Source organism: Martinezella sp. CNPSo 3732, assembly GCF_057784515.1.
Window position 1 is genome coordinate 1 of record NZ_JBXSOO010000009.1, and the last position, 24,961, is coordinate 24,961.

Sequence of the window (24,961 nt, forward strand, 5' to 3'; positions counted from 1 at the left end):
GGATGTTGCAGCCCTCACCGGCCAGATAGTTCGAGATCGCCGCAACAATCCCACGCGTCGATTTGCACGCAACTGTCAATACATAGGTTTTCATTCGAAATAGCCCAATTTTGTGATAGATGCTTCACCCGAAGTCCAGGGTGCGATTAAAGGGTTTGCGCAGCGAGCATGTGCAGGAACGCCTCAAGCTCTTGCCTGTCGATCCCGACCTGGTGCTTCTTCTCCGGATAGACGCCGGAACGAACGTCCCCGGCAAATTCGGCAAAGGCGGCAACGCGCTCATTCTGCAGCCGGTCGAACTCTGCCGCGAAATCGCGGTAGACCTTCGCATGGCGGGGGCGATGGCCGCGATTGCTGCCAAGGACATCATCGGCAAACAGATATTGCGCGTCACATCCTGTTCCCGCACCCATCGAAATCATCAGCATCGATGTCCTTTGGCTGATGGCGGCCGCAACGTCACCAGGCACAACCTCGATTTCGACGGCAAAAGCGCCGGCTTCTTCCAACGCCTTGGTCTGGCGCCAAATTTCAAAAGCGCTGATCGATGTTTTTCCGACGGCACGGAAGCCACCCGTCCATGTCGCTTTCGAAGGAATGAGGCCAACGTGGCTACAGACGGGAATTCCCTCATCCCGCATCCGTCGAATGATCGCGAGACTTGCAGCGCAATAAACGGCATCGCCTCCGGCTTTCAATGCCTTGAATGCCTCCCGCATATATTCTTCCGCCGAAACATAGTCGCCATATTCCAGGCCCGGTATTGCAAAGGGGCTCGGTGCGGCTTCACGGAATGAGGGGCCCAAAAGTGCTGGTGGGACAGAAAGCATATCGATGCCAGCTCTCTCGGCGGCTTCCGCTTCCTCAAGCGACGTGACGCGCAGCATTGTCAATTGTCGCTTTCCTTTGAGCGACAGGAGATCGGCAACCGTCGGACGATTGTGCTTTTGCATTGGATGTTCCTCGATATGGATGGTTAGGCCGCAAGCAGCGACTTCAGCTTGACCGTGCTTGCCGCCAGAGCAGCTTGATCCGGATGCGCGCGGGCGGCGATCAGCATCTCGGCAAGGCGGATATCACGCGCTATGGCATTGCCGCGTCCGATACCGCTGGCGGCGAGCAGCCTTCCGTCCGCGCCGAGATGGAAGAGGATGAACGCCCCGTCATCGAGGTCGCGCCGTACATGGGCGACCGCTTCATCCGCAAGGCCGGCAATCTGCAATGTCAGATCATATTGATCGGACCAGAACCACGGCACCGAGGATATCTCCGCACCTTCTCCCAGCATGTTGGCGGCGGCGAGATTGGCCTGCTCCTGCGCATTGCGCCAGGATTCGAGGCGAACACGCCTTCCGCCATAGAGCGCCAGCGGAAAGGAGCAGCAATCGCCCGCCGCATAGATGTCGGCAACGGAGGTTTCCAGCCGCTCGTTGACGGCAATGCCGTTGTTGATCGTAAGGCCCGCTTCGGCAGCGGGCGCGGCATTCGGCAGGGCACCGATACCGACGAGCAGCAGATCGGCAGAGATCACGTCTCCGGTCGCCATACGAACGACGACCTTGTCGGCGTCCTCCTGCACCGCTTCGATGACCTGACCGCAGCGTATATCGGCACCCTCCTGACGATGCCGCTCGGTAATTGCCTCGGCGATTTCCTCCGGCACGCCGCGTTTCAACACCCGCTGCAGACCCTCGATGACCGTGACGTCGGCGCCGCGCTTGCGTGCCGTCGCTGCCAGTTCCAGACCGATGAAGCCGCCGCCAATGATGGCAATGTGCTGTCCGGGATTGAGCGCGGCATGCAATGCCACCGCATCCGCATGGGTCCGCAGCATGCGGATGCGACGAGAGGTGCCGTCGGTGCCGGGAAGGCTGCGTGCCGAGGCTCCGGTTGCAAGCAGCAGTTTGTCGTAGCTAAGCGTTTCTCCATCCGCGAGCCTGATGGTCTTCGTGGAAGGAGCGATCGCTGTCACCGTCGTATCGAGCCTCAGGTCGATCGATTGCTCCTGGTAACGCTCCAATGCGGCGACGAATTTTGGCTCGAGCGCCGCATCCGATCCGCCCTTCGAAAGCGGTGGGCGTTCGTATGGGGCCAGCGGCTCGGCGCCGATGAGGGTGATGTAGCCCTCAAATCCCTTTTCGCGAAGTGCGAAGGCAGCGCGGGCGCCGCATTCTCCGGCTCCGACAATGACGAAATGCGCCACGATAGTCTCCTCAGAGCTCGATGAAGACGGTGCCGTTTTCGATCTTGACCGGATAAGTCTGCAGATTGACGCAGACCGGAGCACCTTTGGCTTCGCCGGTACGGTAGTCGAAGCGGCCGTTGTGCTTGGGACATTCGATGATGTTGTCCATGACAAGGCCATCGGCGAGATGGATTTTCTCGTGCGTGCATAAGCCGTCGGTCGCGAAATAATCATCCTCGGGGCTGCGATAGACGGCGAAGGTCCGTCCGTCATGATCGAAACGGATGACATCCTCCTCGTCGATTGCATCAGCGGCGCAGACTTCGATCCAATTGCTCATGTTTTCCTCCCTTGCAATGTCGATGTTATTGAGCCGCGGCCGGTAGCTCGCCGTGGAATTCCTCGCGATAAGGCCGCGCCGTTGGCGGCAGCTCACGCTTCAGGAAATAGTCCTCGTTGCGCAATTGCCGCAGGAAAGCGGGGATCATCTCGCGATAGCCGGACCAGATGGACGGATTGGCGGCCGGCAGATCATGCTTGATCATCGCATGCAGCTTCGGCAGCGCATGATAGGGCACCATCGGGAACATGTGATGTTCGACATGGTAGTTCATGTTCCAGTAGATGAAGCGGCTGACCGGGTTCATCATGACGGTGCGGCTGTTCAGGCGATGATCGATGACATTGTCGGCAAGGCCGCCATGCTGCAGCAGGCCGGTCAGAACGTGGTGCCAGGCGCCATAGAGCCGGGGAAGGCCTATCAGCATCAGCGGCAGGATCGAGCCCATGGCGATCGCTGATGCGATGGTGACGATGTAGATGGCAAGCCAGATGCGGGCGATGCGGATCGCTTTCGGCTGCTCCATCTCGGGAATGAAGGTCTTTTCCGCAGCACTGACGAAGCCGGCAGAATTGCGCAGCATGTCGATCATGGCGTACCAGGCATCGAGGATGCCGAAGAAATTCAGGACGAGGCGGAGAAGATCCGGCGGCCTCATGACGGCAATTTCCGGGTCGCGACCGACGATGACGGTATCGGTGTGATGGCGCGCGTGGCTCCAGCGCCATGTCACCGGATTGCGCATGATCATGAAGCAGGCGATCTGATAGACCGTGTCGTTCATCCAGCGTGTCTTGAATGCTGTGCCGTGACCGCATTCATGCCAGCGGCTGTCCGAGGCCGAGCCGTAGAGCACGCCATAGGCCAGGAAGAAAGGAACGCAGATCCACGACCCCCAGAAGTAGACGCCAAGTGTTGCGAAGACCGCCATGCTGCCAAGCCAGATGATGGTGTCGCGGATCGCTGGCGCATCCGAGCGCTGCATCAGCGCCTTCATATCCTTGCGCGCAACATCTGTATGATACCATTCGGCGGCGGCCAGCCCCGTTTCCACCGCCAGTCTGCCGCTTGCGCCGAGCAGATCATAGTCACGCCTGATTATCGTCGTCATCCCTGCCTCCCGCGATGCGCAGAGCGCCTCGTCCTCAATGCCGGAACGATAGATCGACTTTTTGCTTGCCTCAATGCAGGAATGATGGAATCTATCAAAATCTATCATCAAGATAACGCAGAAATGATGAATTCCATCAGGAGCAGCCATGCGTCGCCCCACCATATCGGATCTCGCCAAGGCGTCCGGCGTCAGTGTCGCCACCATCGATCGTGTGCTGAACGGCCGCCTTCCGGTCCGCGAGCAGACGGCACGGCGCGTCTATGAAGCGGCGCAGGACATCGGTTATCATGCCGTCGGCCTCCTGCGTCAGCGCGTCTTCGAAGACGTGCCACGCTATCAGCTCGCATTCCTGTTGCAGAAGCCTACGCAATCATTTTATCAAGCCTTTGCCAAAGAGATCGAAGCCGCTGCGGCGGCGACGACGACAGCGAAGCTGCAGGTGCAAATCGACTATCCGGCTGTCTCGACACCGAGCGTGATCGCGGAGAAAATGCGAGCGCTGGCAGCGCGTAATCAGGCCGTGGCCGTCGTCGCCCCTGATTATCCAGCTGTCGAGGCGATCGTCGACGAGCTCAAGGAAAAGGGGATTCCGGTCTTTTCCGTACTTTCCGACTTTGCCGCGGGCGTTCGGGAGGGATATCTCGGCCTCGACAACAGAAAGGTCGGGAGATCTGCTGCCTGGACGATCGCGCGCACGGCTCGTAAGCCGGGCAAAGTGGCGTGTTTCGTGGGCAGCCACCGTTTTCACGGCCACGAGTTGCGAGAGCTGGGTTTTCGCTCCTATTTCCGCGAGAATGCGCCGGAATTCGAAGTGCTGGAAACGCTTATCAATTTCGACGCCGTCGACGTCACGCATGAGGCGACGCTCGATCTTCTGCAGAAGCATAAAGACCTTATCGGTCTTTATGTCGCCGGCGGCGGAATGGAGGGGGCGATCGCCGCACTTCGGGAAGAAAATCGGGCAGGTGACGTGACCCTCATCGTTAACGAGCTTGTTCCCGAGAGTAAGGGTGCACTGATGGATGGAACCGTTGCAATGGCGATTTGCACTCCGCTGCCTCTTCTGTGCAGAGAGCTCATCACGCAAATGGTGAGTTCAGTCGAAGGAAGCGCGCAAACGACCGCGCGCCAGACTTTTTTCCCGTTCGAGATCTATATCTCCGAGAATATTTGAATGAAGGAAAGCCGGCGATGGCAGGGTCGCGTTGGCAGTGCCGCTACCCACGCGAAAGGGCTAAAACAAGGAGCTCGATCTTATCGATACCAGATCGGACCGAGCCGGCCACAGCCAAGCTCGGCAGGCTCCCTTGCATCGCCGGCTTGGCGATCACCCGGCCTTTAGGCACGATTCGATGAAATCAAACGAAGCTTGGATCGCTTCTCGTGGGTTGGTGAGGTCGTGCACCAGCGGAGAGAAGCATTCGTAGGAAATCGGTCCGACATATCCGGCAGCCCGCAGAGCCTTGATCTGACCTACATTGTCCAGTCGGTCCAATCCGTCGACGAGAACCCGGTGATCGTCTTCCATCTGGTTCAGCTGCAACGTCGGATCAACGACAGCCGATATGTGGACGATACCCGTGTGACCGGCGAAAATTGGCCCGCCATCCGCCAAGGCGTGATGGAACGTGTCATGGACGAGTTTATAACGGTGCGCCGCGCCGAGCGCGTTGATCGCGTCCACGAGCTCTGCCTTGTAACGCAGCGAGGAACGCTGAAACCCTAGCGGTTCGACCAGTGCGACCAGCTCCGCCTCTTCAAGAAGAGGCAAAATGGCGGCAAGGGACGTTTCGAGATTGGCTTTGCGCTCCTGCGCCTCGGTGCCGATCCCCTCGTTTCGCGGGATCAGGCTGATGGTTTCAGCACCAGCTTCCTTGGCGATTGCAATTAGGTCCCGAACCTTCCGCTCGATATCATCCGACCAAAAATTGAACGGATAGACCTGGGACAGGCCAAAGAGCCGCAGACCTCGGTCCCGAACCATTTTGCCTGCCTCGACCGGCGAAAGGCCGTCAAATAGCTGGCGCTTGAGGTCGTTGCGAACCTCTACTCCCTGGCAGCCGAGAGCAATCGATAGGTCAAGAAAATCGGTGTAGCTAAGATTTGGTGCCGTAATCTGATTGAGTGCCCAGAACATGTTTCCTCCCAAAATCCCGATATTGCTGCTCCGGCGGAGCGTGCCACGCGTCTCTAGGCAATGCCAAAAGGTTCGGTGGCGCGCAATCGGGTGGAATTTGGATTAGCGCATCGCTGAGGTTTCTCACGCCTTCTGCGTGAGGTGTTTCACCTCATTTTCAGATGGAAGGAGGTAGAAAAACTTGTGGCTCCAGAAAATGCGCGTCCGGCATTTGAGCATTACCCTGAAGCACGCTTTGTGCCATCAGCTCGACGGTGTCCCGGCAAAGCTGCGCCAGAGGCGTGCCGATGACCATTGTCGCATAGCCGTCAGAAAGGGCCGCGCGACTGACTGAGGTGAGCTCATTGACGATGAGGGCGACCTCTCCGGGCGTGCGCGTTTCCCGCAGCGCCGCTATTGCGCCTTCCATCCCGCCGCCTGCGACGTAGATGCCTCTCAGATCCGGATGACGCTCAAGCAAGACGACCGCGGTTTCATGGGTCAGTTTCCTTGTTTCAAGATTGATGACCGGTTCCAAGATATCGAGATCCGCGCGCAACTGACCCAGGTAGGAACGAAATCCGGCTTCCTTCAATTCGTGTCCCTGCCAGCGATTACTGCCAAGAAAAATCGCCACTTTTCCGGGCTGGCGGCTTGCGATGGCAATCATCCATGCCGCCAGGCGTCCGACCTTGTGATTGTCGAGACCGATATAAGTTTGACGCGCCCCGTGGCCGAAATCATTCAGCAAGGCGAAGACAGGAGTTCCGTTCTGCCGCAAGCTCTGGGCGGCTTCATTGACAATGCCATGGTTGACCGCAGTGCAAGCTATCGCATCGCTATGCGCGGCAAGTTCCTGCATGATCGCTGCGAAGTCTGCCGGCGACTGAGACGGAGAATATCGAATGGTCACTTCGCCGCGAAAATCCTGACGGTCTGCCACCGCCCGGCTCAGTTCTTCGCTGAAAGACTGATAAAACTCCTGCCTTTCCTTTATGAGCAGAAAGCCAAATCTCACTTTTGCAAGCGGTGCGGTCAGCTGCCGATCAATCAAACCACTCGCATAATAGGCCAGTTTATGCGCTGCTTCTGCGACCTTGCGGACCGTTTCCTCGCGAACGAAGCCCCTCTTGTGAATGACACGATCTACAGTCGCCTTGCTTACCTTCGCCTCTTTGGCGATATCCTCAATTCTTGTCCGCTTCATATAATTCCTGATCGGGTCCTGGGGATTGCTGACCTTGCCTTATTCGCCAGATCCAACAGGCTTCGTCATTGATCGGCAATCTAAGTCAAAGTGAAAGGTGCTCCAAGAGGGGTCAATTGCGCCTCGACCTATCAAAATGTTGATAGTCTACTTCAGTCTCTGTCATCTGGCATGGCTGCAACGGTCGCCATCTGATCGATCATGGAGAAGGGACATTCCCATGTTTCGATATATCCTTCCTGGCCCCTAGGTCCGGCAGGCATCGATATCCAAAAAACGCATCATGGCAGATTGCGCAGAAACTTGAATGCGCTGCGAGAAAACTGACCGTTCGGCGCAAACATCGCTTCTTGATCGATGCTGATATTAGCGATTTCTTCGCCTCCTACCTCAATGCAACGCCGAACTCGCATCCCAGGAAGGCCAAAATCAGTTTGTTCCTCAAACCATCATCTGAGAGCTCAATGATCGCGATCGCCTTTGGCAAGTACGAGCTCGCCGCCAACGGGATCGAATGATGCTTTTGAAATCTCGAACCGTTCGATCTTGCCAACCAGCACCCAGTAACTCACCACCGCACCTATGACGTGCAATCCGACATAGAGGAGGGCGCCGTGGAAGGAGCCGGTCCCTTCGATAATATAGCCGATTGCGACCGGAGTAATGACCCCACCGATACTGCCGGCAGCATTGAACAAGCCGCCGGTCAGGCCGATTGCCTCCTTGGGCGCCGTATCGGCAACGACCGTCCATCCGAGCGCCCCGAAGCCCTTGCCGAAAAAGGCCGCGCACATGATCGCCACGACAATGGCATTCACATCCGTATAGTTGCACAGGATGATGGTGGCGCTGAGGCCGAGCCCGATGGTGATCGGGATTTTCCTGGCAAGACTGAGGGAACCGGACTTGCGCAGCAGCCAGTCGGAGAAAAAGCCGGTGGAAACGCCGCCGATGCATCCGAAGATTGCCGGCAGGGATGCCACGAAGCCGGCCTGAAGCATCGAGAAATGTCTTTCCTGAACCAGGTAGCTCGGAAACCAGGAAATGAAGAAGGTCGAAAGCGTCGCGATGCAATATTGGGCAAGGAAAATCCCGAGCAACATGCGATTTGTCAGAATTTGTCGAGCGATCTGTCGAGTGGGAGTTTGCGCCTCGCTCGCTTTGGGCTTTTCTCCTCCAACATCGGTCAGCGCCCCGCCGGCTTTAATATAGGCGATCTCCGCTTTTGTGACCTGCGGATGGCGGCTCGGCGCGAAATAGGCTCTCCACCAGACGAGCGCCAAAACCAATCCGATCACTCCCATGACCGAGAAGATGTGTTCCCAGCCAAGATAATGGAACAGCGCCCCCATCAGGGGCGTGAAGACTGCAAGAGAAAGATATTGAGCCGAGTTGAAGATTGCGCCGGCGACGCCACGTTCGTCCGATGGAAACCATGCGGCGATGATGCGAGCGGAGGCCGGTGTCACCGGTCCCTCCAGGAGTCCCAGCACGAATCTTAGAACGTAGAGTGCGACTACAGGATAGGCAAAATATCCGACACCGCTGACAAGGGTGATCGCGATTGACCATCCGGCCAGGGAAACCAACATGGCAGCCTTGGCGCCTGTCCGGTCGACGATATAGCCCGATGGGACCTGTGCAATGAAGTAGCTCCACGAGAATGCGGAAAAGAGCCATCCCATATTCACGGCATTGATGCCGAGATCTTTTGCAATGCCGGGGCCTGCGACAGAAAGGGTTGCTCTATCCCCGGTGCTGACCGCCAAGATCACTGTAATGAGCGCCAGCACGATGAACCGTTGGTAGCCGGCGCGGGGCGTGCCAGGTGGAGCGGAAGCATGTGTCTTCATTTAGGAACCTTTCGGAGCATCGGGGCTTTCCGGGTAGTCGGGTGCTTCTTCTGCAACTGAAGGGCAATCGGGGAAGGGTGGCGCCTGAAGCCGGCTATGACCAGCGTCCTAAAGAGCGCCGCCTGTCGGCGGCCGGGACTGGCTGTTCAATTCCGCCAGGCGTGCCAGATCTCTTTGCATGGCAGATCCTCCTCAAGGCTCCTCAACCTCTTTTGGCGATTTCGGCTGCCGAATTGCGATGTCGACAGGAATCTGAAATCTGATATACCAGATGTCACGCTATCGAAGTCATGTCAACGAGATTCAAAAATGATCGAAGCAAAGCAGGGTGTGGGTCGCGTAGCGGCCTTTGAGCGAATTGATCCGGCTTTTCAGCTTACCGTGCGGGACCATGTCTATCGCGCGATTAGAAGTGCAATCCTGTCAGGCGCCTTTGCCACCGGCGAAAGGCTTAACGAGCGACAGCTGGCAGAGCAGTTCGGCGTCAGCACGACGCCGATCAAGGAGGCACTGCGCCAGATCGAAATGGAAGGCTTGGTCGAAACCTTGCCGCGTCGCGGCATTGCGATCAGGTTCAGCATGCAATGGGCCGAAGAGATGATCCTTGCCCGCGCCGCGCTGGAATCGATGATTGCGCGTCTCGCCGCTAAACGCACAGACAAGCCGTCGGGAGCCGAGCTTCTTGCCACGGTGGATTTGATGAAAACGGCCACCAAGTCCGGGGATGCCGATCAGCTGATCGCCCTCAACGAGACGTTTCACGACCACATCCATCGCAGTTCACGCTGTGGCTATCTCGCGAAGCTCATCGAACGTCAGCAATTTTACGATGCAAGCATTCGCCGCATCATTCATCTCGATCCAGCGGAGCGGCAGAAGGCCCTTGATGAACATGCAAGCATTGCAGATGCGATCGTTGCCGGCGATGCGGACTTGGCCGAGCGCTTGATGCGCAATCACGTTGTCCGCTCGGGCGAGACCTATCTCAGCATCGTCTTTGGAAAGCAAAAGGCGCCGGAGTAGATTCTGGTACGATTGGAGGACTTCTTTGTTGAGCTGGTAAAGCGGCGACAACGATCACCCTGCAAGCAGTGACTGGGAAGAATGGTATTTTGAGCCGGCCGTGACCAAACCTGCTTACAGTGTGGGCCTGCGCGAACTGCAATGCAAGTCGGTCGCAAAGAGCCAATTGCATAGGCCATTTTGTTGCAACTCGCAGCCTCCTGAGGATCGTTTCGCGTATGTATGCCCAGTATGCGAGAGACAAATCTGCATCTCGGAATTTGTTTACATGGCGGTCAAATAAGGATATTCTTTATCCTTGATAGATATGTGCCAGCCGTGGGCCTTGGAATGATTTTATGATTTTGAAAAGCCAAGTCGAATGGGCTCTCCATTGTTGCGCCATTCTTGCAGGTTTGCCTGATGGCCGCTATCTCTCCACAAAAGCGCTCGCTGAATTCCATGGGCTTCCCAAGGAATATCTTTCCAAGGCTCTTCAGAGCCTATCTCAGGCCGGGCTTGTCGATACGACACTGGGCCCCTCCGGCGGTTATCGATTGGCGAGACCGCCTGCGGATCTCACTTTTCTGGAGATCGTGGAGGCCGTCGAGGGGCGGCAGCGAACCTTCGTCTGCGCCAATATTCGCGCCAACAACCCTTGCCGCCCGAAGGACTATTGCGAGAGCAGCCCTTGTGCGGTGGCGCGCATCATGTGGGAGGCCGACGAAGCGTGGCGCGAGAAACTGCGCGGCGTCAGATTGTCCGACCTCGTCGGCATCCTGTCGAAGGAGATACCGTCGGAACTCTGGAAAAGCTCCTTCGAATGGGTGCTAGAGCGCGCCGGATGAAATCGCCCTGAGCGCTGCCTGTTCCCTCTGTTCGCCTGCGTGGACGCAGACGAGACTATGTGCCGGCATCGCCAATGACACTCCGTTCGTCCTGCAATGTTCATAGATGAGATCGATGATCTCGTTTTGGGCCGATATGCGGCTTGCCGCACTCGCGACGCGGAAGAACAGTTCGACCTCGATGGCGATTGCGTCGATCGTCTTGAGCGCGACGGCCGGCGGCGGGTTCGTGACGATCCTTTCACAGCCCTGCAGGAGAGCAAGCATGACCTCTTCGACGAGCCGCGGCTTGTGAATGGCGGATATTCGTATCGTCAGCGAGATCTGGTGCGATTCGTCCGGGCGGCTGCGATTGGTGACGCCCTGTTTCGCCAGCACGCTGTTCGGCAGGACGACGACGTTATGTCCGCCCGAAAGCAGATTGGTGGAGCGCCAGTTGGTTTCAGCGACGCGACCTTCGGTGCCGTCGGTGAGCTGTATCCAGTCGCCGATGACGTAGGCGCGACCGAGTGCCAGCGCGATCCCGGAAAAGACATCGGCAAGCGTGTTCTGCAGCGCCAGGCCGATAATAACGACGACGATGCCTGAGGTGGCAATCAGCGGCCCAACGGGTGCGCCGAAGACGAAGCCGATGACGGATAGGGCGACTCCGAGATAGACGATGCCGACGATCAGATCCTGAAGAAGATGCGCCTCCTGCGGCCGGCGGTTGAGGGTGAGATAGATATGGAGGAAGCCGATCATCGTCCAGGCAAGATGCAGCCACCAGAGGATCCTTGCGGACTTGGCAAGCAGGATGCCGGCATCCTGAAGCTCGTCGTAATCAAAGTGATAAGGCGAGATTCCGGCAAGCCAGAGCACGAGGCTCATGCAGCAAAAGAACAGTATCTGCACGACGAGGCGGGCGGTCGGACGACGGCGCCCCTGGATATGCCAGATGAGAATGCCGGCCAGCCCGAGCAGGTTGATCAGGACGAGCGGCAGAAAATGATGTTCGCCAAACATGATAGGGCTCACCGACGATGATTTCCTCAAACCGGGAAGGGACGGGCGCCTCCGGCACTCGTCCCTCATCCAGCTATTTCTTGATCGGGAAAGTCAGTTCCTTCTGGCTGGTATCGACGACGAAGACGGCCAGCAGCTTGGCGGGCTTGGTCTTGCTGGCATTCTCGCTGACGCCGTGGCGGTCGCCCGGCATTTCGGAAAAGTTCTCGCCAGCCTTGAAGACCTTGACCGGGCTATCGTTGACCTGGCTTCGGATCGCCCCTTCCAGGACGGTCGCATAGATGAAGGCCGAATCCGGATGGGTGTGGCCCGAGGAAAAGCCTCCGGGACCGTATTCCACGAGGACGCCCTTGATGCTCTTGCCGGGAACGTTCGGCAGTTCATGCTCGTAGACGAGCGTGACCTTGGCGTCCTTCTCGCCGGCATCATGTGCAACGGCAGTGGTGGACAGGAGCGCGGCTAGGGCGAGGCCGAGAATTGACTTGATCATCGCGAATTCCTTTCTTGAGAGCTGGGCGGTGCGGCGCCTGCGGCGCTGCACCGTGTTCATTCACTTGCGGGCGGAGGTTGCGAACCATTGCTCGAAGGTGATGCGGCCGAGGCGCGGATTGCCGTCGGACACGAGCGAGCCGTCTTCCAGCCTGGCGCCGAAATAGCGGGCTTCCGGATCTGCCACGACCTTTCGGCTATCGCCCATTGCCTTGAGGTAGCGGGCAACGAGCTCATTCAGCCGGACACGTTCCGGACCCGAGATCTCGACGATGCCGTTGATTGCCGCCGAGTTCGCGACAACAGTCATGTTGTCGGCGACGTCGTCGGATGCGATCGGCTGCACATAGGCCGGCGACAGGCGTACCGTATCGCCGACCGTGCCGGACTGGGCGATGCCGCTCAGGAATTCCATGAACTGCGTCGAATGGACGATCGTATAGGGAATGCCGGAGTCGCGGATGATCTTTTCCTGGGCGACCTTGGCGCGCATGTAGCCGCTTTCGGGCAGGCGATCGACACCGATGATGGAAAGGGCGATATGATGCTTCACGCCGGCTGTCTTTTCCGCCGCCACCAGATTGCGGCCTGACGTCTCGAAGAATTCGAGCACCGCCTTGTCCTCGAAGGAGGGCGAGTTTGCGAGGTCCATGACGACAGAAGCGCCGGCCAGTGCTTCGGCGAGACCTTCACCGGTAATCGTATTGACGCCGGTGTTCGGGGCGGCGGCGATGACTTCGTGGCCTTGCTTGCGAAGGCGGTCGGCCGTCTTCGAACCGATGAGGCCGGTTCCGCCGATGATGACGATTTTCATGAGCTTCTCCATTCGCGGCGCCTGGCGCGCCGCATTATTCGTTCGTTTCTCATATGATTGCTTGCGGGTCAGGCCCGTCTGACGGCGCTTTAAATCCGTTCGGGTGGGCAAGGTGCAGCTCTGCAGGCTGTACGCCGGCCCGGCACTCGTCCACCAGAGAGTTAGTAGTCCCAGAACACCGGCACCCAACGGAAGACATCGCCGTCGGCTGCCACATGGCCGACGGAGGGGAACGGCATATGGGTGGCGACCAGAAGTCCGCCCGTCTCGGCCAGCTCCCGCAAAAGACGGACGCGCACGCGCGCAGCTTCTTCCGGGTCGTGTTCGAAGCCGTTGAACCAGTCAGGGTGATCGAAGCCGACTGCGAACACCGCATCGCCGGCAAACATCAGCCGGTCTTTGCCGGAGGCGACGCGGACCACGCTATGCCCGGGTGTGTGGCCGCCAGTTCGAGAGACGATAACGCCCGGCGCGACCTCGTACTCATCATCGAACAATCTGAGGTGGCTGTCGTACTCTTTTCTGAACTGCTTGGCGGCAGCTCGAAGCGCGTCCGGGAAGCCGGGCGGCATGGACACATGAGAGAAGTCGGGGGCCTCCCAGAATTTGACCTCGGCCGCCGCCACATGGATCTTGAGGTCCGGACGCAGTCGCTCCTTCACCCCGCCGACGAGCAGCCCGCCAACGTGGTCCATATGCATATGGGTCAGCACCACGTCGGTCACGGATCCAAGGTCGATGCCGGCGGCTTCCAGTCGCTTGATCAACTGCCCGGCCCGCGGCAGGTTCAACTCCGGGTCCAGTCCCAGGCCGGCGTCGATGAGGATGGTCTGCTTGCCGCTGCGCACCACGACCGCGTTCAGCGCCCAATCGAAAGCGTCCTGCGGCAGGAACATGTCGTTCAGCCATGCCGCGCGCTCGGCAGGATCGGCATTATGTCCCAGCATCTTGGTCGGCAGCGGCAACACGCCGTCGCTGATCACGAGCACCTCGATATCGCCGATCTGCACTGCGTAGCGCGACGGAACCAGTTCGTCAGGGCTTGTTTTAACGGGATGAGAAGTGTCCAGGTCCATGTTTGTCTCCTGTTGATCGAGATCTTGGAACCGATCTGCCCGGCTCCACGGTTGAAACGATTGTCATGAGATGTCTTGGTGGTGGCCGCCGTAACGGCCACGCATCGTTTGCCGAAGCCTTTTGTGAGAGGCTTAGTTGAGGCCAGCTTTGTCGAGGCCGTAGGCCTTGTCGGCCGAGCCCGGCACGGTCTTGAAGGCGATGCTGGCGCGGTTCCAGGCATTGATGACCATGACTACGAAGGTGAGATCGGAGATTTCCTTCTCGGAAAGCTGGCCGCGTACGCGCTCGTAGAGCTCGTCGGGAATGCCGCCTTCATGCAGTTTCGTCACCGCTTCGGTCCAGGCGAGCGCGGCGCGCTCCCGAGGAATGAAGAGATTGGATTCCCGCCAGACGGCTATGTGGTGGAGCCGGAGTTCGCTCTCGCCATGGATCTTGGCTTCCTTGACATGCATGTCCAGGCAGAAAGCGCAGCCGTTGATCTGCGATGCACGGATATGAACGAGATCCTGGATCTTCTGTTCGATGGCGCTGTCCTTCAGAGCCATGCTGAGTTCCGAGAGTTTCCTGAAGAGTTCCGGTGATTGCTGGGCATAATTCAAACGCTGGGTCATGGTCGCCTCCGTTATTAAGGATATAAAGTGTCCTTATGGATAAAAGATATCCTTAATAACTGGACAGTAAAGTCCTTCCGGGCTAAGGTTCGAACATAAGGCCTATGCCGAAAAGTATGGGGTGGGGATGGATATCGTATGCGCGTTGCAAACATTCATGCGGGTGGTGGAGACTGGCTCCTTTTCCGCCGCAGCGATTGATCTCAGGCTGACGCAGCCTGCAGTTTCACGCCAGGTTTCGGCGCTGGAAGCGCATCTCAACACACGTCTGCTGCATCGCACGACCACCGCGCTGGCGCTGACGGCGGAGGGGGAGCAGATCATCCCGATGGCACTCAAGGTCATCGAAGCGGTCGAGGCGCTTAGTGAAACCACATGTCGTGATGGTGGGCGCGTGGCCGGCAAGGTACGACTGGCTCTGCCCACCCCGCTCGGGCTTTACGTCAGCGATCGGCTCGGGATGCTGCTCGAACGCCATCGGGGACTTGCCGTCGACTTGCTCTTTCGCGAGGAACCGTCCGACCTGGTCGAAGAGGGGATCGATCTCGAGGTACGGCTTGGAACGGTTGCGGACTGCAGTCTGATGTGCCGCAGAATTGGGTGGACGACGGCCTTTCTCGTTGCTGCGCCTTCTTATCTGCGAGAGCGGATAGCACCTAAAACGCCCGACGATGTCAGTGCTCATGATTGCATCAGTTACAGTCGCGCCGGAAACGGCCGGGCATGGTCGTTCTCCAATGGCGCCGAGGACGTTAGCGTGCGGATCGCGCCCCGCCTCATCGCCAGCAATGCGGTTGCCGTCCACCGTGCCGTGCTGGCCGGCAACGGGATTGCCGTACTTTCCCACATTCTTGTCGGGTCCGACATCGAGAACGGCAGGCTGGTGAACGTCATGCCAGACTTTCCGCCGAGCCGGGTCGCCATCAGCGTCGTCTACCCATCGCGTCGGAACCTGCCGTTGCGCATCAGGACGGTTCTCGATTTCCTGATTGAGATAGTCGGTAAGGATCCGCTGATGGCGCCTGCGTCGTCTCATTGATTGCTTGGATGGCGCTCGGATTGTCGAACGTCACCCGCATAAAAAGTGGGATTCACGCTCGCTTGAGATATCGCCACGCCGCTATGCTGCCGAAGAGCTGAATACCGCCGCCGCAAAACATGGCGACGATGAACCCGAAAGCGGGCTCCGGGAAGAACGCGTAGACGGATCCGAGTGCGGCCACGCCGATGGTTGCGCCAACCATGCGTGCGACGTTGATCAGTGCGCTCGCAGTTCCGGCGCGTTCACGGACGACACTCGAAACCGCGACTGCTGTGAGAGGTCCGGTCGCCATGCCCATCCCGATACCGGTCAGCAGCAGGCCGAATTCCTCGGCGATGAACAGGTTACCGTCGAGAGCAATGCCGAGCACAAGGTTCCCCAGTCCTATCGTCGCCAACCCGATGCTGATAGTGTGCCGTTTTCCCAGATGTTCCGAGAAGAAGCCAGAAAAGGGTGAGATTGCTACGAAGCTCAGTGCCATGGGCAATAGTGCCAGCCCTACCGCGATTGGAGAGAGTCGATTGAGGCTGAGCGAGGCGAGGGGAAACAGAAAGAGCGTCCCGTACATGCCGAACGTCATGGCGGCCGTTCCCGCCATCGCCCCGCTGAACCGCCCGGTGGAAAACATCGACAGCGGCACGAGAGCCCGCTGATCGAGGCGTCGTTCCACCAGGATAAAAAACGCCAGCAAACCGAAGCCGCAAAGTGCCAGCAGGATCGTCCAGACTATCGGAAAATGCGAGGACTCGATTGCCGCCAGAGTGATGGCAGCCAGCGACGAGATGCCCAATAGCTGACCCAGAGTGTCGAACGATCGTCCCTTCTTATCTGCACTTTCCACGATCCAAAGCAATGCTCCGGCAGCCGCGGCCACGCCGATGGGAACCACGACGAGGAAGACAGCCCGCCAACCGAAATTGTGGATCAGATATCCGCCAAGACTTGGTCCGATGGCAAGCGACATGCCGTTGCAACCGGCCCAGATACCGAGCGCTCGGCCGCGAATCCGCTCGTCCGGATAGATCACTCGAATGAGCGAGAGAGAGGCCGGTATCAGAAAGGCCGATCCGAGGCCGGTTATCGCTCTGGCGCCGATCAGAATCGTGATCGTCGGAGCCAAGGCGCATCCAAGACTTGCGATTGTGAAGATAACGCAACCGATGATGAAAATCAGGCGACGTCCGTAAAGATCAGCAAGCAGACCGCCACTGATCAGAAGTGCGGCGTAGACAAGATTATAGGCGTCGACGACCCATTGCATCTGGGTCACGGAAGCCTGAAGGCTCTTGCCGATTGGTTGGACAGCCAGATTGACAACCGATGTGTCGACCTGCGCAACGATCACGCCCAGGCAGAGAATGGTCAGAGGGGCAGGATGCAGTTCCGAAGGCCGGCTGTCGCGCTGTTCGATTGAATGCATGACATTTCCTCACGGAAACAAACGTCGCGCAGCTTATTTGGTTTCCACCTTGACGGTATCGAAGTGGGTACTCATGCCTGGAACAAGCCTGTTGCGCGCAAGTTCGGAAGCTTTCCACGGGAGAACGGACCATGTCTTCCTACAAAGACCGCCCTGTCATCAGCGATTTTCAACATCCCGGCCAGGCGCCGACCGGCGACCCGTTCATGGGAACGATCAACAATGAACTCGCCGACAAGGGCTTTCTCGTCACGAGCACGGACGAGTTCGTCAGTTGGGCGCGCACCGGATCGCTGATGTGGATGACGTTCGGGCTTGCCTGTTGCGCCATCGAGATGATGCAGATGTCGATGCCGCGCTATGATGTGGAACGCATTGGCGCCGCGCCGAGAGGTAGCCCGCGGCAGTCGGATCTGATGATCGTTGCCGGTACCGTGTGCAACAAGATGGCGCCGGCGCTGCGCAAGGTCTATGACCAGATGCCCGAGCCGCGTTACGTGATCTCCATGGGATCATGCGCCAATGGCGGCGGCTATTATCACTATTCCTATTCGGTGGTACGCGGATGCGATCGGATCATTCCGATCGATATTTATGTGCCTGGTTGCCCGCCAACAGCAGAGGCCTTGCTTTACGGAATTCTGCTTCTCCAGCGCAAGATTCGCCGCAACGGTACAATCGAACGATAGCCGTCGGCCTTACTCTCCGTGGCGGCGTCGCGGCGCTGTGAGGTTAAGATTCTCATGGAATAAGCATCAAGATGCAGCCGTTCCCTTAGCAGGTGCATGGAATATCGAAGCTTCAAGAAATGGAAGAGGCCTGTAATCTGCTGCCGAAACCTTACCGTGTCGTGCTTGAATATGTGGTCATAGAGGGGCGCTCCTATGATGCCGCTGCCGATGCGTGGCGTCAGCTATCTTTGCCGCGGATCCCGAACAGTGCCTTGGCAATATGATCGAGGGCGACCGGCCTCTCGGATAGCACGAACCCGGAAAGTTCAAGTCTGCATCGATTGGCTCTCCACCAAGATGCGATTAATCAGAGAAAGCGGTCGAACAGGCTCGGCTTCGGGAACAAGCGTCCGCGCATATGGTTCGAACACAGGGGAGGGGCATCCACGACATGGGAGGATTGGATGCAGAATGTGATTGATGTGGAATTCAAAATGCTTTGGACCGCACCAGTCTACCTTGCGACCAGCAGTCGAGACGGCTGTCTGATCCAGGGGCCGGAAGACGCGATCCATTTCCTGTCACGAAGATGGCCTTGCGAACGAAGCAGTTCCTATGCGCGTGCGACGGAAAAATGCGTTGCGGCGGTTTCGCACAAGATTCCCGTCGAGGCGTCGCGGGCAGCTTTTGTGATTGCCTGTCTCGACGCGCACCTGATGTCGGCAGGGAAGTCGTCATGAAGACCTGCGGTCTTGTCATCCCCAATGCCTGGTTCTCCATCGCATAGGCGTTTCGAAGGCCGATGACGAACATATCGTGGATCTCTGTCTCTGCCATGATTGGATCCTCCATTGGCTGCTCGTTCTCAAATCAGGGTGAATTGGCGTTGTTCCCGCTGCTTCTGTTGTCCTGGCGAATAGGGGGCGGCAGCATGCATTGAGCCCGGAATTTGACGGCATGGATGGTCGGGGAACCATGCCTGTCAAAGACCGTTCCCTTCCCAATGGAGGAAAACCCATGGCGCCAAGATCATTCTGGAAAGGCTATCTCAAACTGTCGCTCGTGACATGTCCGGTCGCCATGGCTCCGGCGACCACCGTTAACGAGAAGGTTCGGTTCCATACGCTGAACAGAAAGACGGGCAACCGCATCGTCAGCCAATATATCGATTCCGTTACGGGTAAAGCAGTGGATGAAGACGATGAGGTCAAGGGATATGAGCGCGGCGAGAATGACTATGTCATGCTTGAGGATGAAGAGCTCGATGCTGTCGCTCTTGAAAGTACCAGAACGATCGATATCGAAATGTTTGTACCGCGCGACAGCATTGAATGGATCTGGTTCGATACGCCGCATTATCTGACGCCGAACGATGCGGTCGGCGAGGAAGCCTACAGCGTCATTCGTGATGCGATGGCTGCAAGCCGCATGGTCGGCATATCCCGGCTCGTCATGTATCGCCGCGAGCGTGCCGTCATGCTGGAACCGCGAGACAAAGGGATCGTCCTGTGGACCTTGCGATTTGGTGATGAGGTCCGGGATGAAAGGGATTACTTCGAAGATATCCATGCAAAATCGGTCGACACCAAACTGATGAAGCTCGTGGGAGAGCTGATAGACGAGCGAACGAAATCATGGGATCCCGGCATGGTTTCGGATCCCGTCCAGGACAAGCTTCTCGATATCATCGCCGCCAAGAAGAAGGGTCGCAAGCGCCCCGTAAGGGCAAAGCCCGAAGAGGTACCTGCCGCGGGCAATGTCATCAGCATCATGGATGCGCTTCGAAAGAGCCTTTCGCGGGAGAAGGGTGCCAAGAGAAGATAGTCTGCATCATGAGGTTTCCGCCGTGAAGACGGAGCCCGTCATGAGCCGCGCCTGCGCTTCGCGTCGGGCTGATGCAATGGTTCTGCGGCTTTCCTGAACTCGGCCCAGGGATCGGAGCGAAGCGCGGCAAGCCGCGTCGGCACGTTGAGCACGGTGAAATAGTCGGGACCGATGGCAGGGCTCAATTCCTCCCAGGACAAAGGCATGGAGACGGCAGCCCCCGGACGAGCACGGGTCGAATAGGGAGCAACCGCAGTCGAGCCGCGCTGGTTTCGCAAATAGTCGATCAGGATCTTGCCGCGACGTTTCGATTTGGTAATGGTCGAAACATAGCGGCCGGGGCTGTCAGCGGCCATGGCGTCGGCGATGCCCTTGGTAAAGGCTTTCACGACAGGCCATTCGGCTTTGGCGACCAAGGGGCAGACGATGTGCAGCCCTTTGCCGCCGGATGTCTTGACGAAGGGAACCAGGCCCGCCCGTTTCAGCCGTTCGCCCGTCTCTTCCGCGGCCGCGATGACGTCTGTCCATGCGACATTCGGACCAGGATCGAGATCCATGATGATCATGTCAGGCTTTTCCCAATCGGCGACCATCGATCCCCAGGGGTGGATTTCGAGGACAGCGGCCTGTACGAGGCCGATCAGGCCGTTCAGGTCATTGATGCTCACATATGGCTCCTCGCCATGCGGGTCCTTTGCCAATGCGATGTTCCGGTTCATGCCCTTCCAGGCGTGCTTCTGGAAGAAATGCTGACCGCCGATCCCGTTCGGGCAGCGCACGAGTGCAAGCGGCCGGCCGACGACAAAAGGTCCCATGTAGCGCCAGACTTCAGTGTAGTAATCTGCAAGTCCGGCCTTTGTAACGCCCTCGTCCGGCCAATAGAGACGATCGCCATGGGTCAGGGAGATACTGGTTCGCGACTGGTTTTCAGTCGACGTCTTGGCGGCTGATTTCGGTGTTTCGCGAACGATGTCGAGAGGGTTCTTGTCCTCTCTCAAGCCACGGAAGGACGCATGACGCAGATGGCCGTCGGCCGTCCATGCGCGGAATTCGACTTCCGCTACCAGGTCGGGCCGTATGAAGCGCACGCCGCGATGTTCCTCTGCCGTCAGTCTGGATGCGAAAGGGCTTTCCTCCGCTTTCAGGCGGGCGAGCCTTTTGAAGAGCTGCTCGGCGACAGTGTGCGTGTACCCGGTTCCGACACGGCCGACATGCTGCAGCTTGCCATGCTCGTAGACGCCGAGAACCAGCGAGCCAATCGCGTTTCTCGATGTCGTCGACGGCACCCAGCCGCCGATGACGAATTCCTGTCGGGACGAACATTTCGATTTGACCCAGCTCTTGCCGCGGCCGGAGCGATAGGGATCGCTGGCAAGCTTGGAGACGATCCCTTCCAGGCTCAACCGGCAGGCATGGCTCAACAGCAGATCGCCATTTTCGTCAAAATGGCTGCTGAAGCGGAGGATCCCGGTTTCGGACGGGATGATCTTCTGCAGCAAGTCCTTGCGGCTGACCAAGGGGCAGACGGTTAAATCGTAGCCATCGAGGTAGATGAGATCGAATGCGTAGAAGACGAAACGGTCGCTGCGCCCTTCGCTGAGGTCGGCCTGCAGGGCGGAAAAATCCGAGGCGCCGGCGGCCGGCTCGACGACCAGTTCTCCATCGATGATGGCTGTGCCGACGGGGAGCTCCTTGAAGGCGCTGATGATCTCCTTGCCGAATTTCTGGGTCCAGTCGAGGCCGCTGCGCGTCAGCAGCTTGACGCGGCCTGCCTCGATGCGGACCTGAAGCCGATAGCCGTCGAATTTGATCTCGTGAAGCCAGCGCTTGCCCGTGGGCGGCTTGGATACCAGTGTCGCCAGGGCAGGTTCGACAAATGCCGGCAGAGCAGCCTTCCTGACGCCCTTCAAGGCGGATGGCTCAATGGGTGTTGCATCGGCTTTCCGCTCAGATGCGGCTTTGCTCGGCTTCTCTTTACTCTTGTTCTTGTCGTTGAAGCTGTCGTCCCTGGATCGGGCTATCCTACGATCAATCTTGCCGGTTTTTGACGACCAGCCCGGCTTTTCGCCCGCGACCTCATCGATGACCCGTCCCGTCTTTGCCGATTCCGGTCGTTCCTCGAGAATATCGGGCGCACCCTCCGGGCGGGCCGCATCGTCCTCGCCTTTGATCAATAGCCAGTTTTCCCGCTTCTCACGCGGTTTTCCGGTCATGCGAATCAGGTGCCACCGGCCGCCGAGTTTCTTTCCGTGAAGCTCGAATTCGAGATGGCCCTTCGCCAAACCCCTGTGGGGGTCGCCAAGCGGTGTCCACGAGCCCTTGTCCCAGACGATGACGGTTCCGCCGCCATATTCGCCCTTCGGGATCGTGCCTTCGAAACCGCCATATTCCAGGGGGTGATCTTCGGTCTGTACCGCGAGCCGCTTCTCGCCGGCCACCAGACTCGGCCCCCTGGTCACCGCCCAGCTCTTCAGCACGCCATCCAATTCGAGGCGAAAATCATAGTGGAGCCGGCGCGCATCGTGCTTCTGAATGACGAAACTGTTGCCGGTCGATGCGGCCTTTTTTCTGCTCGCGCGGCCCTTTGGTTCCGATGTTCTGGTGAAATCGCGTTTGCGATTATAGATCTCCAACGCCATGATCAGCTCGCCTTGCGCTGTGTCCGCGAGGAAGATGCAGCATGCGACTTTGCTGCCTTGCCGGATGTCGCACCCGATTTCTTGGCGGAATGTCTGGCGCCTGCTTTGCCTTGACCAGCCATGCCGGCGCTCTGGCGCAGAGCCTCCATAAGATCGGTAACCTTGTCGACTTTCGCCGCCTTGCGTTGCGGGATCTTTTTGCCTTCGATCTTGGCTTTTACCAATTCGGCGAGCGCGGCCTCATAGCGGTCGTCGAATTCACTGGCATCGAAACTGCCTTTCTTGGTGGCGATGATATGTCTGGCGAGATCGAGCATTTCGCCCTTGATCTTCATATCGGGCACATCCGCGAAGGCTTCCTGTGCCGAGCGAACCTCATAATCGAAATTCAATGTCGTGGCGATCAGCCCCGCGCCATGGGCGCGGATCATCACTGTCCGAAGGCGGCGAAACAGAACGGTGCGGGCAATGGCGGCCACCTGCTTCTTGCGCATCCCTTCCCGGATCAGCGCGAACGCCTCTGCGCTCGCCGGAGCGGAAGGAGCTAGATAATAGGGCCGGTCAAAATAGACATCATCGATTTCATCGCATGCCAGAAAGGCTTGTACGTGCAGGACCTTATCGCTTTCCGGCACCGCTGCGGCGATTTCCTCTGGCTCAAGGACGATATAATCGTCCTTGTTGAGTTCGTAACCCTTGACCTGATCCTCGCGCGGCACCGGTTTTCCGCTCGCACTATCGATGAATTCGCGCCTGACCCGGTTGCCGGTCGCCCGGTTCAGCGTGTGAAAGGAAATCCGTTCCGAGGTGGAAACTGCCGTATAGAGCGCAACCGGGCAGCTGACCTCCCCGAATTTGAGATATCCTTTCCATTGCGCACGCGGGCTCATGGCATGCTCCATTTTCAAGATGATATTCAAGGGTGGCGAAACGGCATTGGCCGTGGTTTCAGATGTCACCGCTGCGTGACCGGCCTGCTTTCCCGCTATTGGCCCGATATTGGATTGACGTCGTGCGCGGCGTTCCCAGCCTTGCGCCTTGGGACTTATTTTCCCATTTGCCTAGCCAACTGCAAGCGATGTTCGAGCGTAGGCGTCGTATACGGGGCCTATGCTTTCAAAGCAGAACTGTTTCTGCAGCTTTTGCAGCTTCGCCCTGAGACCGGCTTGGCTGGACTCGACGATCATATCCTCCTTTGCCTTCTTCCTCAGCGTCTCATCACATTCATGATCAGCGACACTACGAAGAAGATGAGGAAGATAAAGAACAGGACCTGTGCGATGGACGCGGATGCGCCTGCTATGCCACCGAATCCGAGGGCACCTGCGATCAAAGCTACGACCAGAAATACCAGTGCATAATAAAGCATTTCGCTCTCCATTGGTTGGTGGAAGGAGAACGGAATTGTGAGCACTTTGTTCCGGCGGATACCGGGGAGCGTCACGCTGCAGCGGTTGCCTGTCTCGACCAAGCCTGCTCGCCGCCGCTGCCGGGCGGCGGAGGCTCGGCGGCGTCCAGATACATCTTTGCCGGTGCAGTCAGCACAAACCAAAGGCTGGCACCAAGCAGGAACGAGCCTGCGCCCTCATCACCGGCAGAGACACAGAAGGGGAAGATGACGGCGGTGAGCAAAACGGTCAGGCGTATCGCCCATTCCGTTTCACGCTTGCGGGTGGCTGTCGCCGCTAGCGTCCGATAGGACCGCATATCGTAAATCCGTTCTACCCGGCCCAGAGCCAATAGTCGCAGTGACGGAAGCGAAAGCATCAAGAGCGCGCCGAGTCCGAAAACGTAAATCGGACCGCTTAAAAACAGGCCGCTTGCCGACAGAAGGGCCAGAATGACGATGATGTTCCACAAAGGGGAGAGCTTCTGTGGAGAGTGGCCTGTCTGCCTGTGCCACAGCAGCATGGCTGCCGACCCGCCGCGCAGCAGCGGTCGATCAATGTAACGATTGAGAAATTCCATAATGCGCCCTTCCAAACCCGGCGTGGACAGACATCAGAAAAATCCGGCGCCAGCATGGCAAGATCGCAAATTCGATAGGGCAATTGAGCTTGCTCGATGTTTTTCTATTGCGAGACGGAGGAACTATCCGCGGTCAATAGGGTTCTCTGGCTGTCCACTTGGATTGAGCAGGAAGAGGAGCCGTCTTTCAGCTAATCCGCCAGCACGGGATATCAACGACCCGGAAAGGTCTTATCCGTGAAACATCTTGATCAAGCCATCCATATCGCGCTCGAGGCTCATGAAGGGCAGACCGACAAGACGGGACGGCCTTTCTTTGAACATTGCCAACGCGTCGCGCTCCAGGTTTCCGGTGATGAGGCCCGCACTGTTGCCTATCTTCATGATGTCGTTGAAAAGGGAAGAGGATGGACGCTCGATCGCCTGAAAGAGGAGGGCTTCCCGACAAGGATTCTATCTGCCGTCGATGCTTTGACGCGGCGGCCGGACGAGCAGGACGAGCAATTCATCCATCGTGCAGCAGCGAATGTGCTGGCTTGGCCCGTCAAGCGTGCCGACCTTGAGGACAATCTTTGGCAAAGCGAGCAGATAGGCAAGGACGCTGCAAAATATCAGCGCGGCTTGGACATCCTGCTCGAAATGGTGGGCCGAAAGTAGGCAACGGCTAAAGCGCGGTATTAAAATCCGCATGCTGAGCTCCTTCGGGAACCATAGTCCTTCTCCCATGTTGGGATCG

Annotated in this window: 25 protein-coding genes and 1 pseudogene; 8 read left to right on the plus strand and 18 right to left on the minus strand. The window is 58.1% G+C overall.

All coding sequences use genetic code 11. From position 1 onward, the window contains the following. The 5 genes and pseudogenes from purU to AC13RM_RS16590 form a co-directional block, all read right to left on the minus strand. Positions 1 to 94: pseudogene (gene purU / locus AC13RM_RS16570) on the minus strand (formyltetrahydrofolate deformylase); the annotation flags it as partial. 52 nt (positions 95 to 146) lie between these two features. After that, positions 147 to 953, minus strand: coding sequence for a 3-methyl-2-oxobutanoate hydroxymethyltransferase (locus tag AC13RM_RS16575; RefSeq protein ID WP_374820286.1), 807 nt, complete (start codon positions 951 to 953; stop codon positions 147 to 149). Positions 954 to 976: 23 nt separating this feature from the next. Beyond that, entirely contained in the window at positions 977 to 2,203 is a 1,227-nt protein-coding gene (locus tag AC13RM_RS16580) for an NAD(P)/FAD-dependent oxidoreductase (RefSeq protein WP_488555315.1), read from the minus strand. A 10-nt stretch (positions 2,204 to 2,213) separates the two neighbouring features. After that, positions 2,214 to 2,525: a MocE family 2Fe-2S type ferredoxin gene (locus tag AC13RM_RS16585; RefSeq protein ID WP_374820290.1), complete on the minus strand. Its 312-nt coding sequence runs from the start codon at positions 2,523 to 2,525 to the stop codon at positions 2,214 to 2,216. Positions 2,526 to 2,550: 25 nt separating this feature from the next. After that, entirely contained in the window at positions 2,551 to 3,636 is a 1,086-nt protein-coding gene (locus AC13RM_RS16590; RefSeq protein WP_374820292.1) for a fatty acid desaturase family protein, read from the minus strand. Positions 3,637 to 3,784: 148 nt separating this feature from the next. On the opposite strand from AC13RM_RS16590, the gene AC13RM_RS16595 reads away from it, so the two are divergent. Beyond that, positions 3,785 to 4,813 carry a LacI family DNA-binding transcriptional regulator gene (locus AC13RM_RS16595; protein ID WP_285174928.1) on the plus strand — a complete coding sequence of 343 codons (1,029 nt, stop codon included), beginning with the start codon at positions 3,785 to 3,787 and terminating at the stop codon, positions 4,811 to 4,813. A gap of 153 nt (positions 4,814 to 4,966) precedes the next feature. Here the strand turns inward: AC13RM_RS16595 and AC13RM_RS16600 are convergent, their stop codons facing one another. The 3 genes from AC13RM_RS16600 to AC13RM_RS16610 form a co-directional block, all read right to left on the minus strand. Next, positions 4,967 to 5,776 carry a TIM barrel protein gene (locus AC13RM_RS16600; RefSeq protein ID WP_374820294.1) on the minus strand — a complete coding sequence of 270 codons (810 nt, stop codon included), beginning with the start codon at positions 5,774 to 5,776 and terminating at the stop codon, positions 4,967 to 4,969. Between the two features lie 157 nt (positions 5,777 to 5,933). Further along, on the minus strand, positions 5,934 to 6,962 hold the full coding sequence (locus AC13RM_RS16605; RefSeq protein WP_374820296.1) for a LacI family DNA-binding transcriptional regulator: 1,029 nt from the start codon (positions 6,960 to 6,962) through the stop codon (positions 5,934 to 5,936). 461 nt (positions 6,963 to 7,423) lie between these two features. Continuing rightward, positions 7,424 to 8,815 (minus strand): MFS transporter, encoded by a 1,392-nt coding sequence (locus AC13RM_RS16610; protein ID WP_374820298.1) that lies wholly within the window; start codon positions 8,813 to 8,815, stop codon positions 7,424 to 7,426. A gap of 309 nt (positions 8,816 to 9,124) precedes the next feature. On the opposite strand from AC13RM_RS16610, the gene AC13RM_RS16615 reads away from it, so the two are divergent. Both AC13RM_RS16615 and AC13RM_RS16620 read left to right on the plus strand, forming a co-directional pair. Continuing rightward, complete coding sequence (locus AC13RM_RS16615) at positions 9,125 to 9,838, plus strand: GntR family transcriptional regulator (protein WP_374820300.1); 714 nt, start codon at positions 9,125 to 9,127, stop codon at positions 9,836 to 9,838. Positions 9,839 to 10,176: 338 nt separating this feature from the next. Then, positions 10,177 to 10,665, plus strand: a complete 489-nt coding sequence (locus AC13RM_RS16620; protein ID WP_374820302.1) for an RrF2 family transcriptional regulator — start codon at positions 10,177 to 10,179, stop codon at positions 10,663 to 10,665. Here AC13RM_RS16620 and AC13RM_RS16625 read toward each other — a convergent pair. The 5 genes from AC13RM_RS16625 to AC13RM_RS16645 form a co-directional block, all read right to left on the minus strand. Further along, positions 10,648 to 11,670 (minus strand): mechanosensitive ion channel family protein, encoded by a 1,023-nt coding sequence (locus AC13RM_RS16625; protein WP_374820304.1) that lies wholly within the window; start codon positions 11,668 to 11,670, stop codon positions 10,648 to 10,650. The two genes, AC13RM_RS16620 and AC13RM_RS16625, sit on opposite strands and share 18 nt — an antisense overlap. 73 nt (positions 11,671 to 11,743) lie before the next feature. Further along, positions 11,744 to 12,160: a cupin domain-containing protein gene (locus tag AC13RM_RS16630; RefSeq protein ID WP_374820306.1), complete on the minus strand. Its 417-nt coding sequence runs from the start codon at positions 12,158 to 12,160 to the stop codon at positions 11,744 to 11,746. 60 nt (positions 12,161 to 12,220) lie between these two features. Then, a complete protein-coding gene (locus tag AC13RM_RS16635) occupies positions 12,221 to 12,973 on the minus strand; it encodes an SDR family oxidoreductase (RefSeq protein ID WP_374820308.1) in 753 nt (250 codons plus the stop codon). A 161-nt stretch (positions 12,974 to 13,134) separates the two neighbouring features. Further along, a complete protein-coding gene (locus AC13RM_RS16640; protein ID WP_374820310.1) occupies positions 13,135 to 14,049 on the minus strand; it encodes an MBL fold metallo-hydrolase in 915 nt (304 codons plus the stop codon). Positions 14,050 to 14,181: 132 nt separating this feature from the next. After that, positions 14,182 to 14,661 carry a carboxymuconolactone decarboxylase family protein gene (locus tag AC13RM_RS16645; RefSeq protein WP_374820312.1) on the minus strand — a complete coding sequence of 160 codons (480 nt, stop codon included), beginning with the start codon at positions 14,659 to 14,661 and terminating at the stop codon, positions 14,182 to 14,184. Between the two features lie 127 nt (positions 14,662 to 14,788). On the opposite strand from AC13RM_RS16645, the gene AC13RM_RS16650 reads away from it, so the two are divergent. Continuing rightward, entirely contained in the window at positions 14,789 to 15,700 is a 912-nt protein-coding gene (locus AC13RM_RS16650; protein WP_374820314.1) for a LysR family transcriptional regulator, read from the plus strand. Between the two features lie 52 nt (positions 15,701 to 15,752). Here the strand turns inward: AC13RM_RS16650 and AC13RM_RS16655 are convergent, their stop codons facing one another. Beyond that, positions 15,753 to 17,123 carry an MFS transporter gene (locus AC13RM_RS16655; protein WP_374820316.1) on the minus strand — a complete coding sequence of 457 codons (1,371 nt, stop codon included), beginning with the start codon at positions 17,121 to 17,123 and terminating at the stop codon, positions 15,753 to 15,755. Between the two features lie 131 nt (positions 17,124 to 17,254). On the opposite strand from AC13RM_RS16655, the gene AC13RM_RS16660 reads away from it, so the two are divergent. The 3 genes from AC13RM_RS16660 (at position 17,255) to ku (AC13RM_RS16670) (ending at position 19,618) form a co-directional block, all read left to right on the plus strand. Continuing rightward, a complete protein-coding gene (locus AC13RM_RS16660) occupies positions 17,255 to 17,812 on the plus strand; it encodes a NuoB/complex I 20 kDa subunit family protein (protein WP_069615666.1) in 558 nt (185 codons plus the stop codon). A gap of 446 nt (positions 17,813 to 18,258) precedes the next feature. Beyond that, complete coding sequence (locus AC13RM_RS16665) at positions 18,259 to 18,534, plus strand: DUF982 domain-containing protein (RefSeq protein ID WP_113228823.1); 276 nt, start codon at positions 18,259 to 18,261, stop codon at positions 18,532 to 18,534. A 277-nt stretch (positions 18,535 to 18,811) separates the two neighbouring features. Next, positions 18,812 to 19,618 (plus strand): non-homologous end joining protein Ku, encoded by an 807-nt coding sequence (gene ku / locus AC13RM_RS16670; RefSeq protein WP_374820320.1) that lies wholly within the window; start codon positions 18,812 to 18,814, stop codon positions 19,616 to 19,618. A 38-nt stretch (positions 19,619 to 19,656) separates the two neighbouring features. Here the strand turns inward: ku (AC13RM_RS16670) and ligD are convergent, their stop codons facing one another. From ligD to AC13RM_RS16690, 4 genes are all read right to left on the minus strand, one after another. Continuing rightward, positions 19,657 to 22,257, minus strand: coding sequence for a DNA ligase D (gene ligD / locus AC13RM_RS16675; protein WP_374820322.1), 2,601 nt, complete (start codon positions 22,255 to 22,257; stop codon positions 19,657 to 19,659). Between the two features lie 2 nt (positions 22,258 to 22,259). Then, complete coding sequence (gene ku, locus AC13RM_RS16680; protein WP_488555316.1) at positions 22,260 to 23,147, minus strand: non-homologous end joining protein Ku; 888 nt, start codon at positions 23,145 to 23,147, stop codon at positions 22,260 to 22,262. Positions 23,148 to 23,464: 317 nt separating this feature from the next. Beyond that, positions 23,465 to 23,626, minus strand: a complete 162-nt coding sequence (locus AC13RM_RS16685; protein ID WP_069615659.1) for a DUF1328 domain-containing protein — start codon at positions 23,624 to 23,626, stop codon at positions 23,465 to 23,467. Between the two features lie 71 nt (positions 23,627 to 23,697). Further along, positions 23,698 to 24,225 carry a hypothetical protein gene (locus AC13RM_RS16690; RefSeq protein WP_113228826.1) on the minus strand — a complete coding sequence of 176 codons (528 nt, stop codon included), beginning with the start codon at positions 24,223 to 24,225 and terminating at the stop codon, positions 23,698 to 23,700. Positions 24,226 to 24,462: 237 nt separating this feature from the next. Here AC13RM_RS16690 and AC13RM_RS16695 point away from each other — a divergent pair, with 237 nt between their 5' ends. After that, entirely contained in the window at positions 24,463 to 24,882 is a 420-nt protein-coding gene (locus AC13RM_RS16695; protein ID WP_113228827.1) for an HD domain-containing protein, read from the plus strand. Positions 24,883 to 24,961: the final 79 nt, after the last annotated feature.